The 15,335-nt window shown below is 46.5% G+C and carries 12 protein-coding genes; all 12 read left to right on the top strand.

The genetic code is table 11. The features are described 5' to 3' along the window. Window positions 1-3: 3 nt before the first annotated feature. The 12 genes from MAR181_RS09845 to MAR181_RS09790 all read left to right on the top strand — a co-directional run bounded on the left by MAR181_RS09845 (window position 4) and on the right by MAR181_RS09790 (window position 15,287). Window positions 4-2,148 carry an alpha-galactosidase gene (locus MAR181_RS09845; protein ID WP_013796442.1) on the top strand — a complete coding sequence of 715 codons (2,145 nt, stop codon included), beginning with the start codon at window positions 4-6 and terminating at the stop codon, window positions 2,146-2,148. Next, entirely contained in the window at window positions 2,145-3,878 is a 1,734-nt protein-coding gene (locus MAR181_RS09840; protein ID WP_013796441.1) for an IlvD/Edd family dehydratase, read from the top strand. The genes MAR181_RS09845 and MAR181_RS09840 overlap by 4 nt, the downstream gene beginning before the upstream one ends. Next, on the top strand, window positions 3,878-4,651 hold the full coding sequence (locus MAR181_RS09835) for an SDR family NAD(P)-dependent oxidoreductase (protein ID WP_013796440.1): 774 nt from the start codon (window positions 3,878-3,880) through the stop codon (window positions 4,649-4,651). Before MAR181_RS09840 ends, MAR181_RS09835 begins: the two co-directional genes overlap by 1 nt. Continuing rightward, the gene (locus MAR181_RS09830; protein WP_013796439.1) at window positions 4,651-5,634 is read left to right on the top strand and encodes a 2-dehydro-3-deoxygalactonokinase; all 984 of its coding nucleotides are present in this window, start codon (window positions 4,651-4,653) and stop codon (window positions 5,632-5,634) included. The genes MAR181_RS09835 and MAR181_RS09830 overlap by 1 nt, the downstream gene beginning before the upstream one ends. Before the next feature lies 1 nt (window position 5,635). After that, a complete protein-coding gene (locus MAR181_RS09825) occupies window positions 5,636-6,277 on the top strand; it encodes a 2-dehydro-3-deoxy-6-phosphogalactonate aldolase (protein ID WP_013796438.1) in 642 nt (213 codons plus the stop codon). Window position 6,278: 1 nt separating this feature from the next. After that, window positions 6,279-7,157 (top strand): SMP-30/gluconolactonase/LRE family protein, encoded by an 879-nt coding sequence (locus MAR181_RS09820; protein WP_013796437.1) that lies wholly within the window; start codon window positions 6,279-6,281, stop codon window positions 7,155-7,157. Window position 7,158: 1 nt separating this feature from the next. Further along, window positions 7,159-9,129, top strand: coding sequence for a beta-galactosidase (locus MAR181_RS09815; protein ID WP_013796436.1), 1,971 nt, complete (start codon window positions 7,159-7,161; stop codon window positions 9,127-9,129). 113 nt (window positions 9,130-9,242) lie between these two features. Continuing rightward, the gene (locus MAR181_RS09810) at window positions 9,243-10,466 is read left to right on the top strand and encodes an ABC transporter substrate-binding protein (protein ID WP_013796435.1); all 1,224 of its coding nucleotides are present in this window, start codon (window positions 9,243-9,245) and stop codon (window positions 10,464-10,466) included. Between the two features lie 192 nt (window positions 10,467-10,658). Continuing rightward, window positions 10,659-12,194 carry an ABC transporter substrate-binding protein gene (locus MAR181_RS09805; protein ID WP_013796434.1) on the top strand — a complete coding sequence of 512 codons (1,536 nt, stop codon included), beginning with the start codon at window positions 10,659-10,661 and terminating at the stop codon, window positions 12,192-12,194. After that, on the top strand, window positions 12,194-13,126 hold the full coding sequence (locus MAR181_RS09800) for an ABC transporter permease (protein WP_013796433.1): 933 nt from the start codon (window positions 12,194-12,196) through the stop codon (window positions 13,124-13,126). Before MAR181_RS09805 ends, MAR181_RS09800 begins: the two co-directional genes overlap by 1 nt. Continuing rightward, window positions 13,123-13,905 (top strand): ABC transporter permease, encoded by a 783-nt coding sequence (locus tag MAR181_RS09795; RefSeq protein ID WP_013796432.1) that lies wholly within the window; start codon window positions 13,123-13,125, stop codon window positions 13,903-13,905. The genes MAR181_RS09800 and MAR181_RS09795 overlap by 4 nt, the downstream gene beginning before the upstream one ends. Then, window positions 13,902-15,287, top strand: a complete 1,386-nt coding sequence (locus MAR181_RS09790; protein ID WP_013796431.1) for an ABC transporter ATP-binding protein — start codon at window positions 13,902-13,904, stop codon at window positions 15,285-15,287. Before MAR181_RS09795 ends, MAR181_RS09790 begins: the two co-directional genes overlap by 4 nt. The last annotated feature ends 48 nt before the right edge of the window (window positions 15,288-15,335 follow it).

Below are 15,335 nucleotides of genomic sequence, written 5' to 3'. Positions count from 1 at the left end.
AGGATGACTGAATTAAACACAATACGGTTTCATCGTTTGGATCAACAAAATAAGACTCTGGTCATCGCGAGTCATCAAAATGCCTCGCCTGAGTTAGTGTATTTTGGTGATGCTTTACCAAAGGCGACAGAGCTGGATTCTTTGTACTTGTCTCAACAAGCGGGTATTCCGCAAGCCATGATGGACCAACCTGCTGCCATGAGCTTGATTCCAGAAGCGGGGCGTGGATGGATGCAGTCGCCAGCGGTTGAGGCAAGTGCTGCTGATAGACCAGCATGGGCAATGCGTTGGCAATTGAAGCAAATTGAAGAGCTTGCTGACGGAGTGATGCTGACTTTAGAAGATAGTACGGCTCAACTGGTTTTAATGCTAGATATTGGCTTGTTGCCATCAGGTGTATTGCGTCAACAGTTGACCTTAACCAATGTAGGAGAGGGTGATTTATCCGTTGAACGCTTAGCTTGTACCTTACCTGTGTCGCCAGAGTTGACAGAGAGAGTGAGTTTTTATGGTCGCTGGTGTCAAGAGTTTCAGCAGGTCAGAGAACCATGGCAAAGCACCTGGTTACAAGAAAACCGGCATGGTCGTAATGGCCACGCTAATTTTCCAGCAGTGATGGTCGGCGAAAGTGGTTTTTCTGAACAGCGTGGTGAAGTGCTGGGAGTGCATCTGGCGTGGAGTGGTAATCATAGATTAAAAGCGGATTATACCATTGAGGGGCATCGTTATATTCAAGCGGAAGCCTTGTATTTATCCGGTGAGATTCACCTTGCTAATGGACAATCGATTACCACACCAGAGTTGCTCGCCAGTCACAGTCGTGAAGGTTTGAATGCAATGAGCCATGGTTTTCATCGTGAAGCCAGAGAGCGTCTTAAGCTAGATAAACCTCGTCCTGTGCATTTGAATACTTGGGAAGCCTTTTACTTTGACCATGATATGACAAAGCTCAAAGAGTTAGCGTCTGCAGCGGCTGAAGTCGGTGTCGAGCGTTATATCCTTGATGATGGTTGGTTTCGAGGCCGTCATCACGATGAAGCGGCATTAGGTGATTGGTTTGTCGATGAAGGCAAATACCCAAATGGGTTATCACCACTAATAGACCATGTGAAAAATTTAGGAATGGAGTTTGGTTTATGGTTTGAACCTGAAATGGTCAACCCTGATTCAGATCTTTATCGAACTCACCCAGACTGGGCCCTGCAATTGCCTCAATACGAAGGGTATTTAGGACGTAATCAATTGGTACTCAATCTGGCAAATCCAGAAGCTTATGCTTACCTACGCGAGCGTTTATTTGATCTGTTTGAGAGCAACTCCATTGATTACGTTAAGTGGGATATGAACCGGGATTATTGCCAATCAGGCAGTGACCTTGCTCCGCAAGCACATGCTCAGGTGCTAGCGTTATACCGATTGTTGGCTGAATTAAATCATGCTTTCCCGCATATGGAAATTGAAAGCTGTTCTTCTGGTGGGGCGCGAGTAGATTTTGGTATTTTAAATTTCACTAAGCGTTTTTGGGCGTCAGATTGCAATGATGCCTTGGAGCGCCAGAGTATACAGCGTGGATTTAGTTACTTTTTCCCACCCGAAGTGATGGGGTCGCACATCGGACCCGATCAAAGTCACACCACCAGTCGTACTCATGATGTCGCCTTTCGTGCTGGTACGGCCATGTTAGGTCACCTTGGCATTGAGTGGAATTTGCTGGATGCGAACCCGCAACAAAGAGCGACGATTGCCAATTGGATTAACCAATACAAACGTGTCCGAGGGCATTTGCACGAAGGCAATAATTGGCGTCTGCCCAGTGCCGATGGTCGAGCGCAAACTCAGTGGGCATTAAGTCAGGATGGGTTAACAGGGGTGGCGGTATATAGTCAGTTGGCGATGCCAAAGCAAGGGCAAACACTGCCCATTCATTTGCCTAATTTGATTGCAGAACAGTCTTATCGAGTCACTGTGTTAGAGCACAGTCCATTACCAGGCCATTTAATGAAAGCCAAACCGGCTTGGTGGCAAAGAGAACTAATTTTAAATGGCGCAAGCTTGAGTCAGGTTGGCCTACAACTGCCGATTCTTGATCCTGAATCCTTGATTTTACTAGAGGTGACAGCTGTGCCTTTGTCGGAGAATAACGAATGAGTGATGACAACAAAAACAAAAAGCCGCTACGCAGCCAAGAATGGTACGGAAAATTGGATAAAGATGGCTTTATTCATCGTAGTTGGATGAAAAACCAAGGTTTACCGGATCACAGTTTTGATGGTCGTCCTATTATTGGTATTTGTAATTCTTGGAGTGAATTAACGCCTTGTAATGCTCACCTTAGAGAATTGGCTGAATACGTTAAACGTGGTGTATGGGAAGCTGGTGGCGTGCCATTGGAGTTTCCTGTGATGTCACTGGGTGAAACCCAAATGAAGCCTACGGCCATGCTATTTCGTAACTTAATGAGCATGGACGTGGAGGAGTCAATTCGAGCTTATGGCATGGATGGTGTGGTTTTGCTGGGAGGTTGTGATAAGACTACCCCTGCGCAATTAATGGGCGCTTGTTCTGTGGATTTACCTGCCATTGTGGTGTCTTCTGGCCCAATGTTGAACGGTAAATACCGAGGTCAAGACATAGGTTCCGGTACGGACGTGTGGAAGTTCAGTGAAGCGGTACGTGGTGGCAAGATGAGTCTTGACGAGTTTATGCGTGCTGAGTCTGGTATGTCTCGTTCTCGTGGAACCTGTATGACGATGGGGACCGCGTCTACTATGTCTTGTTTGACCGAAGCTTTGGGCATGTCATTGCCAGAAAATGGCACCTTGCCAGCGGTAGACGCACGTCGTCAGGCGTTGGCTCATTTAACTGGTATGCGCATTGTCGAAATGGTCAAAGAAGACTTGAAACCCTCTGATATTCTAACCAAGTCAGCGTTTGAAAATGCCATTCGCGCGAATGCGGCGATTGGTGGTTCAACCAATGCCGTGGTGCATTTATTGGCGATTGCTGGTCGTGTTGGTGTGGAGTTGACCTTGGACGATTGGGATCGCATCGGTGCAGAAATTCCTTGCTTGGTTGATTTAATGCCATCCGGCCGATTTTTAATGGAAGACTTCCATTATGCCGGAGGTTTTCCAGCCTTGATCCAACGTCTTCAGCATGAATTTGATATGCAGGCCATGACAGTTGCGGGGTCCAGCTTGTCAGATGTCACCAAAGAAGCCGAGTGTTTTAATGACGAGGTGATTCGTCCATTAGATAAACCATTGCGTGAAAAAGCCGGTATTGCGGTACTTAAAGGTAACCTGTGTCCACAAGGTGCCATTATCAAACCAAGTGCGGCAACTCCGGCTTTGCTCCAGCACACTGGCAAAGCCGTGGTGTTTGAAAACATTGAAGATTACAAAGCACGCATAGATACACCTGAATTGGATGTGGATAAAGACTCTATTTTGGTGCTCAAAGGTTGTGGCCCGAAAGGTTACCCAGGTATGCCTGAAGTAGGCAATATGGCTTTACCAAGTAAATTGTTGGAGCAAGGTATCACTGACATGGTGCGCATCAGTGACGCACGAATGAGTGGTACGGCGTTTGGCACTGTGGTGTTGCACGTTGCTCCAGAAGCTACCATGGGGGGGCCGTTGGCATTGGTTAAAAATGGCGATGAGATTACTTTAGACCTTGCTGGCCGCGGACTGCATTTGCACATCTCAGATGAAGAGATGGCAAGTCGACAAGCGGCTTGGCAAGCAGAAGACAGTGACTATCAGCGTGGTTACGCCAAGCTCTATATCGATCATGTGATGCAGGCCGATAGTGGTGCCGACTTGGATTTCTTGGTGGGCAAAAGTGGTTCAAAAGTGAGTAGGGAGTCTCATTAATGTCAAATAACAATAATAAAACCTCTTATCCAAGTTTGTTAGGACGTCACGCTCTTGTTAGTGGTGGCGCATCTGGCATAGGTGAAGCCTTGGTTCGTGCTTTAGCAACACAAGGCTGTAAAGTCAGCTTTTTTGATATTGATCAGGTCGCTGGCGATGCCTTGTCTAAAGAACTGCAAGGTCTCGGGTATCAGGCCCATTTTGAGTTGGTCGACCTGACTCAAATTGATCTTTTAAAGCGTACCATCGCTGAGCGAATCGATACCTGGGGGGCGGTTCGTATCCTGGTCAATAATGCCGCGAATGATCATCGCCATGGTTTGCAAGAACTGACTTCTGAGCAGTTCGATCAATGTATGGCGGTGAATGTAAAACATCACTTTTTTGCCGCACAAGCGGTGGCACCTAGTATGGCGGCAGCCGGTGGTGGCAGCATTATTAATATGAGCTCTAACTCTTGGATGCTTGGCCTAGCAGGCTACCCTGGTTACGTCACCGCAAAAGCTGGTATTTCAGGCTTAACCAAAGGTCTGGCAAGAGAGCTTGGTGTCGATAAAATTCGGGTTAATACTGTCTTGCCTGGTTGGGTGATGACTGAGAAACAGAAACGTTTGTGGCTGACTCCAGAAGCGGAAGCAGAATTGATGACACAGCAAGCGTTGAAAGAAAAAATTGAGCCGGAAGACGTGGCGGATTTGGTGCTATTTTTAGGCGCAGACGACAGTCGCATGATTTCTGGACAAAGTTTGGTCGTTGATGGAGGACGTTTGTAATGACCTCCGTGAATTCTGTTTCGCCGTTATCAAAACCCTCAACAAATTTTATTGCTGTTGATTGGGGAACCACCAATCTACGGGCTTTTTTGATGAATCAGCAAGGACAAATCCAAGCTCAGCGAAGCAGTGATAAGGGGATGCTAAAGCTGTCTAGTGATGAGTTTGAAAAAGTCTTGGCGGATCTGCTCGATGATTGGTTGGAATCTGGCTTGCCGATTTACATGGCGGGTATGGTCGGCAGTCGAGGAGGTTGGCAAGAAGTGCCTTATCAAGCTTGTCCTATGCCGCTTGATGAGTTGGCTAATCATCTTTATTGGCTAACCACTTCGTTACCGAATCAAATTGCCATTGTGCCAGGTTTACAAAGTCAAGGTGTCGCTGGCATGGCCGATGTGATGCGAGGTGAAGAAACTCAGTTATTGGGTGCGTTGGATTGGCTGGAGAGTCAAAATTTAAGCCGTGAAGAGCGCGTTTTTTGTTTGCCAGGCACCCATTGCAAATGGGTTCAAATTGAGCAAGGGCAAGTGACGGGATTCTCGACTGCCATAACCGGCGAATTGTTTGCTCGTTTGGATGACGAGTCCAGTTTAGTAAAGGGTTTGCCTCATACGGATGAATTGCAGGTGCAAGCTTTCCAAAGAGGTCTCAAAGCCAGTCGGCAAGCGGGTGGCATCCTACACCAATTATTTAGCGCTCGTAGTCGGTATGTGTGCGGTGAATTAGCGGCTCATGAAGTGCGTGACTACTTGTCTGGCATAGTGATTGGACATGATGTGAATGACACTTTGTCTGCGTTACCAAACAAGGTGAAGAGTATATTGATCATTGGTAGCAAAGCGCTAACTGAGCGCTATCAGATGGCGCTGTCAGAACATGATTTGAATGTGGACTTCATGGAAGCAGGCGAAGCCAGTATTCGTGGTTTAAAGCGGTTGGCAAATTTGACATCCAACACGCCGAATTTAGCAGAAGGAAAATAAAATGACGCATTCTTTTGATGCCTTAATGCAAGAATTTCCTATGGTTGCCATCCTACGAGGAGTGCAAGCCAATGAAGTCGTTGAACATACCCAGGTGTTACTGGATGCTGGCTTTAAGATGATTGAAGTCCCGCTGAATTCTCCTGATCCTTTTACCAGCATTCGCTTATTACAAGAGACCTTTGGTGATCAGGCTTTGATTGGTGCTGGCACAGTGTTAACCCAACAAGATTTGGCGCAATTGGTTGAAACTGGCGCTGGTCTTATGGTGTGTCCGCACACAGATGTGTCTTTAATCAAGGCAGCAAAGCAAGCGGGTCTGTTTGCCTTACCGGGTTTCTTTACGGCCAGTGAGGGCTTTGCCGCTCTACAGGCGGGAGCGGACGGCTTAAAGCTTTTCCCAGCGGAAGCCTTACCTTCGCTAAAGGTAATCAAGGCATTAGGAGCCGTAATTCCGAGTGAAACTTGGATTTGCCCTGTTGGCGGTGTCACACCAGATAATGTCAGTGAGTATTTTGTTGCTGGTGCAAAAGGTTTTGGTTTGGGTTCAGCCTTGTATAAGAAAGGCCAATCTGTCACCACGACCAAAGCCAATGCGCAAGCTTTTGCTAAGGCGTGGCAAGCATGGCAAGGAGTGAACTAAGATGCAACAAATCAGTGTACAGCGTCATCAATTAGCGGAAGGGCCTTTCTGGTGCGCACAACAACAAGCTTTGTATTGGGTCGATATTCCAGCTTGTCAGGTGTGGTGTTGGCATCAAACCACGAATCAAACTGAGCATTGGACTTTGCCGAAAAAAGTGTCGGCGGTATTTACTACTCAAGGTGAGCGTTTATTGGTGACTCTGGCTGACGGTGTCGCTTATCTAGATAAACAAACTGGCGAATTGGAATACTTATGCGATCTGGATAGTGATATTCCAAGCAATCGAAGTAACGACGCTAAGTGTGATCCAGATGGCAGCCTTTGGGTTGGCACTATGGATGATGAGGAACAAGGTGTCAGTGGTCGTTTGTGGAAAGTGACCCCTGAAGGCAAAAAGACATTGATGCTGGAAGGCGTTGGTATTGCCAACACTTTGGCGTGGGATGCAGAGCGTGGCCGTTTTTATTTCGGCGATTCCATGACTCGTAAGGTACATGCTTTTCCTTATCCAGAATTTTACGACGTGCGATCACAAAAACCTTTCTTTGAAGTGAAAGAAGGCATTGGTGCGGATGGATCTTGCATTGATCAGCAAGCCTGTTTGTGGAACGCCAACTGGGATGGTTCACGCATTGTGCGTTACAACCCAGAGGGAGAAGTCATGCAAACAGTAGAATTGCCGTTCAAGAAGCCGACCAGTTGTGTATTGGGCGGTGTTGATGGCAATACTTTATTTATCACCTCTGCCAGTGTCGCCACCAGTGACGCTCAATTAGAACAGCAGCCTTTGTCTGGGCATGTGGTGGCGATTGATTTGAAAGCAGAATACGGCCTAGAAGTGGCAGGTGAGCCAAGTCAGCCGTTTGCTGGAGCATAAAATGAAATTAGGTGTTTGTTATTACCCAGAGCATTGGCCAACTTCGCGCTGGCGCACTGATGCGGAACAGATGAAGAAAATCGGCATTGAATATGTTCGTGTCGGTGAATTCAGTTGGAGCACTATTGAGCCCACGCCGGAACAGATGAATTGGCAATGGCTAGATGAGTCATTGGATATCTTGCATGAATACGGCTTGAAGGTCATTTTAGGTACACCCACCGCTACGCCGCCTAAGTGGTTGGTCGATCGTAACCCTGGCATGTTGGCTAAAGATGAACAGGGGCGTGAGCGTGGTTTTGGTTCGCGCCGCCATTACACCTTTGCCAGTCTAGAATACCGTGAAGAGTGTCGTCGAATTGTGACCATAATGGCACAGCGATATGGTCAGCATCCGGCGGTTGTGTCTTGGCAAACGGATAACGAATTTGGTTGTCACGATACAATTCTCAGTTATGCTGACGCGGATTTGACGGCCTTTCGGCTTTGGCTAAAAGACAAATACGGCACCATTGAGGCCTTGAATCAGGCTTGGGGTAATGTTTTCTGGAGCATGGAATACCGCAGTTTTGACGAAATAGAGCTGCCAAATCTTACGGTGACTGAAGCCAATCCTTCTCATCGTTTGGATTTTCAGCGCTGCAGCTCAGATCAGGTTGTTGCCTACAATAAGTTGCAGGTAGACATTCTGCGCGAGCATTCAGCAGGGCGTGATCTGGTTCATAACTACATGGGATTTTTTACCGCTTTTGATCATCATAAAGTAGGTGAAGACCTTGATGTGGCAAGTTGGGACACGTATCCGCTTGGTTTCTTAGATCAAGAAGCAATTTATACACAAGCCGAAAAGCAAACCTATTTACGAGTGGGGCATCCAGACTTTGGCGCTTTCCACCATGATTTGTATCGTGGTTGTGGCAAAGGGCGCTTGTGGATCATGGAACAACAGCCTGGTCCGGTAAACTGGGCGCCACACAATCCAACGCCTGCTGATGGCGCTGTGCGTTTGTGGACATGGGAAGCCTTTTCTCATGGGGCAGAAATGGTGTCCTATTTTCGTTGGCGACAAGCCCCATTTGCTCAAGAACAAATGCATGCAGGCTTGTTACGACCTGATGCGGAAGAAGCTGAGGCTGCTAAAGAGGCGTCAAAAGTCGCGTCAGAAGTTGAACAGCTATCGCAAGCTCTGGGGATGGATGCAGATGAACTTGTGTCGTTACCGAGTGCCGGTAAAGTGGCATTGATGTTTGATTATGATGCTTGTTGGTCATTGGATATTCAGCCTCAATCTAGAGCTTATCGATATCTATTCTGGTGTTATCGAAGTTATCAAGCGCTTCGTGAATTGGGATTGTCGGTCGATATTATTCCCGCTACCGCCTCATTAGACACTTATGACATGTTGGTGTTGCCCGCCCAAGCTCACATCTCTGCTGATTTAAATCGTAGATTAGATGCTTATCAAGGGGTTCTATTAGCAGGACCTAGAACGGGCAGTAAGACCGAAACTTACCAAATTCCTGAAAATTTAGCGCCCGGCCCACTAGCGGAACGATTGCCTCTGCAAGTTGAACGTGTGGATGCGCTTCCTGAGCATACTCAGCCTGCAGTATCAGGACGTTGGGGGGTAGGGGTGCTGAAGCACTGGCATGAGCAAATCAAAACGGATTTACCTTGCCTGTTAAAAGACCATGGCGGTAACCCTGTCTTAGTCGGCGAAGGTCGCCATTATTATTTAGGGTCTTGTCTGGATAATTCGGTACTCAAAGCGAGCTTTGCTCAGCTGGCTGGGTTGGCGGGCTTAGAGACTTATTACCTGCCTGAAGGTCTCAGAATCCGTGAAAGAGGGGAGTTGATCTTTGTGATGAATTACGCCTCTCATAGCATTGACTTTGTGCCAGACGGTGCGGAGTTAGTCATCGGAAGTCGTCGCTTGGAAGCGGCAAATATTGCTATTTGGAAAAAGTGCTAATAAAGCAAAAAAAATAAAGTGGAACTGAGTTTCTTTTATTGAATATTATGAAAAATTGTTTAATACTGAAACTTGGTTCCAGTAAATAAAAAGAAAAAGAGGACTTGCTTATCATGAAAAAAATCCAATCCATGTTGGTCGGAGCAATGGCGTTAACCGCCGCTTCATTTGCCAGTGCCGGCACCTTAGTGATTAACTCGGATCAGGCTGATCCAGCGCCAAAGAAAGCCTTTGCTGAAATCATTGAGAAATTCGAACAAGAAAATCCAGATATCACGGTAAAATACAATCTTTACGACAAAGAAGCGTATAAAACGGCGATTCGTAACTGGTTAGCGACCACGCCGCCAGACGTGGTGTTTTGGTATGCAGGTAACCGTATGAAAGCGTTTGTGGATCGCGGTTTGTTTGAAGATGTTAGTGATCTTTGGGACAACAATGGTCTTAAACAAGATATGGCATCTGCTGCGCCAGCCATGACAATCGATGGTAAACAATGGGGTATGCCATATACCTATTACCAATGGGGTATTTATTACCGTAAAGACATTTTTGCGAATTTAGGCTTATCTGAACCAAAAACTTGGGACGAGTTTCTAGCGGTGAATGCCAAACTAAAAGCTAACGACGTCACCCCTGTCACCATTGGTACCAAATACCTTTGGACTGCGGCGGGTTGGTTTGATTACCTGAACATGCGAACTAATGGTTTGGAATTCCACATTGATTTAATGGATGGCAAGATTCCTTATACTGACCCACGTGTGCGTAAGACATTTGAGAATTGGAAAATATTGGTTGATAAAGGCTACTTCCTGAAAAACCATGCGTCCTACTCTTGGCAAGAGGCACAGCCTTTCCTATACAATGGTAAGGCCGCAATGTACCTGATTGGTAATTTCATTACGCCAAACTTTCCGAAAGAGTTAGACGGTAAAATCGGTTTCTTCCAGTTCCCGCAAATTGATTCAAGTGTGGGCATGGCAGAAGATGCTCCGATGGATACCATTCACATTCCCGCCAAAGCGAAGAACAAAGCCGACGCTCGTAAGTTCTTAGAATTTATGTCCCGTGGCGATAACCAAACTTTGGTGAATGCGGCCTTGATCCAGATTCCACCTAATGTTAAAGCCCAAGCGCCTGATAATTACTTCTTAAACAAAGGCGTTGATATGCTGAACAATGCGTCTGGTACAGCACAGTTTTATGACCGTGATACTGAACCAAGCATGGCGCAAGAAGGAATGAAAGGTTTCCAAGAATTTATGGTTAAACCTGAGCGATTGGATGCTATTTTGAAGCGTCTTGAAAGAGCGAGAAAGCGCGCATTCCGCTAATCATTTAATAGCTAGTACAGAAAGGCCAGTTTTAATGCATTGAAACTGGCCTTTTTTTATTTGTCCTAACTGCTTGTGTCTAAGACATTTTTTCACTCGATTCAACCTAATATTCATTCTGAATAAGTGTGATTCTCATAAAATATGTTATATCATAACCTTTCTTTCTTGGTTGAATAGGAAATCATCTCCGTGACAAGGCTATTTATTGTATTAATCAGTGTATTGGGCGTTGTGTTTAGTGGCCAGGGTTTGGCTAAACCTACTCCAGATAACACTCTGTCTATTAGTGCGGCTTTCGAGTTCACTAGTTTAGACCCCTCTAAGAACGGTTATATTTTTAGCCGTATGCAAATCATTGAAACCCTATTAGACGTTGATGAAAATGGCGAATTAATACCTGCGTTGGCCAGTCATTGGTCCATTAGTAACGATGCAAAAACTTGGACGTTTGATATTCGCCAAGATGTTCATTTTCATGATGGTTCTTTGCTAGATGCTGTGGCAGTTGTAAACAGTCTATACATTGCTTTGCAAAAACACGGTGCGTTACGAAAAGCACCGATCGAACAGATCGAAGCGTTGGGCAAGCATAAGGTCGTTATTCGCTTATCAAGTCCATATGTTGTTCTGGGAGCGGTGTTAGCCAATTATGCGAATGCCATCTTATCGCCTAGTGCTTATGCGAAAGACGGTGGAGTATTGGCTTTGTCTTCAACAGGCCCGTATCAGTTGTACCAATTTTCACCACCACACAAATTGGTGGTAGAGAAGTTTGATGATTACTGGGGCAAAAAAGCCAGCATTCCTTACGCCAGTTATTTGACCGGGCATCGTGCAGAAAGTCGTGTTTTGCAGGCTCGCAGTGGGCAAGCAGACATTGTGTTTGGTTTGGATCCCGCTACTCTGCCAATTTTGAAGCGTCTGCCAAATCTTACGTTGCACTCGAATGCCATCCCTAGAACCATTGTCATCAAATTAAACAGCGAATACCCTTTTCTAAAGGATATTCGTGCACGTCAAGCCTTGAGTGATGCTATTAATCGCGTTGGTATTGCCCGCGGCGTACTGCGAACACCGGGGGCCGAAACGGAGCAAATCATGCCGGCTTCTATGTCGAATTGGCATCTAGATGTGCCGAATAAGGGCTCTGATGGTAAGGCCAAAGCGGAAGCGTTATTGGCGGAACTTGGATGGCAAAAAAATGCGAACGGCTACCTTGAGAAACAAGGTGATATCTTCACGATACGTTTGATTACTTATGCAGATCGTCCGGAACTGACTACAGTAGCAACGGCGATTCAGGCGCAATGGGAAGCCATTGGTGTGAAAACAAAAGTCGATGTCACGAACTCCAGTGCGATTCCGATGGGCCATCAAGATGGCTCTTTGCAAGCCGCATTGATTGCTCGAAATTATGGCTTTATGGCGGATCCACTCGCGGTTTTACTGGCGGACTATGGCAAACATGGTGGCGGTGATTGGGGGGCGATGAATTGGCACAACGATGCGGTTAGCACTTTGTTATCAGAACTTGAGCAGACCACGGACGCTCAAACATACCGTCAAAAAGCTCAACAAGTCGCGCAGTTAATTTATAACGAACGTCCTGTTATTCCAGTAACCTCCTATGTTCAACAAACTTCGGTGAGTAAGCGTGTCAAAGGCTTCCGTTTTGATCCGTTTGAACGTCACTTTTTATTGAATGAGATGGAGTTTATTCGTTAATGAAGGCTTTGCTTTTAAAACGGCTGTTACAACTGATCACTGTGGTATGGGGGGTTGGCACCTTAACCTTTGTGCTGATGCGCTCTTTACCAGGTGATATGGCGTATCGTATTGCTGCCAGTCGTTATGGACAGGATAACGTAAACTCAGAGGCCGCTGCTTTGGTACGCGAAGAGTTAGGGTTAAATCAGCACCCTCTAGAAGCTTATTGGCACTGGTTAACAGATTTGTTGCAGTTTAACTTGGGCAACTCAATGGTGAGTGGTTTACCTGTTATCGAGTCAGTGCAACATATGCTGGGGCATTCTATGTTGTTGGCGTTCGCGGGCTTAATGGTGTCGATTCTGATCGCTATACCTTTAGGCTTGTTGTCTGCTTGGCGAGGCAATCCATTGGATTCTGTTTTGATGGGTTTATCTAGCGCCATTCGAGCCATTCCAGTATTTGTGATTGGTGTGCTTTTTGTGCTCTTGTTTGCTTTGCATTGGGGGTGGTTTCCTGTCGCAGGTTACGGAAGCTTTGCGCATTTAGTATTGCCTTCGGTGACACTGGCGTTAAGTTTGGCCGCGGTATCAAATCGTGTGGTTCGTGATGCGGCTAAACAAACATTCCGAGCGGCTTTTTATCAGTTTTCCAAGGTGAAAGGTCTCTCCGCTTGGCAGACATTTCATCGTCATGGTGTGCGTAACATAGCGGTGCCGGTTGTGGCGTTTTTCGGCATTCAGTTGGTCAGTATGATTGAAGGGATTGTGATGATTGAGTCCTTATTTTCATGGCCGGGTATTGGTCATGGGTTGGCTCACGCTATTTTTGCTCGTGATATCCCAGTCATTCAGGGCGCGGCTCTTGCCATGGGCGTGGTGTTTGTAGTTTTGAATACGCTTGTCGACTTGTTGTGTTTATGGATAGATCCACGAGGAGTCGAACAATGACATTAAGAACATCTCAATGGGTAGGTTTGTCTTTGTTATTAGGCTTACTGCTGTTTTCTCTATTGGGCATCACCTTATCGCCTTACAGTATTTCCCAGCAAGATTTGAACGCCATCTTGGTTCCGCCTAATTCTGATCATTGGTTAGGCACGGATCATTTTGGACGTAGCATGTTGTCGCGCATGGCACATGCGATTGGTTTGTCGTTTGCCCTTGGAATCTTATGTGTTGTGACATCTGCTTTTCTGGGTGCGGCGCTTGGGGTAACGGCGGTTTGGGCAGGAAAGCGAGTAGATCAAGCTTTAGCGATTGTTGTGAACATCTTGTTGGCCTTACCAGGCTTGGTGATTGTGCTGTTATTTGCGGCCATTGCACCGGGATCGTTTTGGGTGTTGTACATCGCTATTTCGCTTGTGCAATGGGTGGAATATTTCCGCGTTACTCGTGCCATTACACAAGGGGTAATTCAGAGTCCTGCACGTCAATCCTCTAACATGATGGGGTTTGGTATTTGGTATCAGTTTAGACGCCACATCTGGCCTGCTATCGCCCCGTCGGTGTTTACGCTGGCGGCATTTGGTGGCGCGAATGCGATTTTAACCATGGCGTCATTAGGTTTTGTATATGTAGGTATTCAACCACCTTTGGCCGAACTTGGTTTGATGGCGGTGGAGTTGTTTCCTTTTTATAGTGAAGCACCTTGGTTATTGGCTCAACCTTTGGTTGTCATTGCTTTGATGGTGTTTGGTTTTCATCTATTAGCAGGTAAACGTGCATGAGAGAAATGTTAAAAATTACGGATCTAGCCGTTTACGTTGATGATGTCTGTTTGCTGGAGCCGATTTCGTTTAGCTTGAGAGAAGGTGAGCCCTTGACTATTTTAGGTCAAACCGGTTCAGGTAAAAGTCTCTTAGCACAAGCCATTATGGGTTTATTGCCTGATGAATTACGCTTGGTGGGGCAGGTTGAGGTATTTGGCAATACCTTATCTGTTACTGAACGACGTGCCTTATGGGGGCGTGAGATGGTGATGTTACCGCAAGAACCTTGGCATGCTCTTGATCCTTTAATGAAGGGGCAAGAGCAAGTGAAAGAGGTTTATCAATTGGTTCAGGGGGAAGACAAAGCCTCTGCAGAGCAGAAAACCAGACTGGATTTAGCGCACGTTGGCTTAACGGAAAATGGTCACAAGCGCCCAGGTCAGTTGTCGGGTGGTATGGCACAACGCCTAGCAATTACGGCCGCGACGGCTGCAGGGGCAAATCTGATTTTAGCCGATGAGCCAACTAAAGGGTTGGATGTCACCCGCCGTGATGGCATTGTGCGTTTGCTACAGGCGCGAGCCGAAGGGGGCAGTCTACTCACCATTACTCATGATGTGGCGATTGCTCGTCAACTCACTGGGCGTTTGATGGTGATTAAAGGCGGTTCTTTGGTGGAAGAGGGTGACGCCCAACAAGTCTTAAACCAACCTAAAAATGTTTATACCAAAGCCTTGATAGCGGCTGAGCCAAAGCAATGGCCTGAGCAGAAGTTCGCGGAAGTTGGTAACACCTTAGTATTAGAAGCGGACGAGGTGGCGATTGAGCGGGGTGGCCGAACCTTGTTCAAAGACATCTCATTTTCCGTGCATCAAGGTGAAGTCGTCGGTGTGGTTGGCGACAGTGGCTGTGGTAAATCATCGTTAGGCGATGCTTTGTTAGGGTTATTGCCATTACAACAAGGTCATTTGAATCGGCGGCTTAATTCGTCTAAGCCTTATCAATGGTTGAAACTGTATCAAGATCCGCCTTCTGCTTTTACCTCCAGTGTTAGCTTACAGCAGTTGCTTGATGACTTGGTGCAACTTCATCATCTTGATCGATCACGTATTGCGCCGCTGATGGCAAGATTAAGCTTGCCTGAAGGGATACTTGAACGTAATTGCTTGTCCGTATCTGGTGGTGAGTTACAGCGTTTTGCGATTCTGAGAGCGTTATTGTTGGATCCTGTGTTTTTATTTGCGGATGAGCCAACATCTCGATTGGATCCTATTACAGCGCAAGAAGTGACCCATTTACTGGTAGAACTGGCAAGAGAAACGGGTTGTGCTGTCTTATTGGTCAGTCATGACCCTGATTTGGTCTGCAAGACTTGCGATCAAGTGATTAGGTTAAGCTAAAGTGTATCTGAGAAACAGGCGCCCGAGTATGCATTAGGGCGTTTTGTT

Source organism: Marinomonas posidonica IVIA-Po-181 (genome assembly GCF_000214215.1).
Taxonomy (GTDB): Bacteria; Pseudomonadota; Gammaproteobacteria; order Pseudomonadales; family Marinomonadaceae; genus Marinomonas; species Marinomonas posidonica.
Note: the sequence above shows the minus strand (reverse complement) of the source record. Positions and strands in the feature narration are given on the sequence as shown.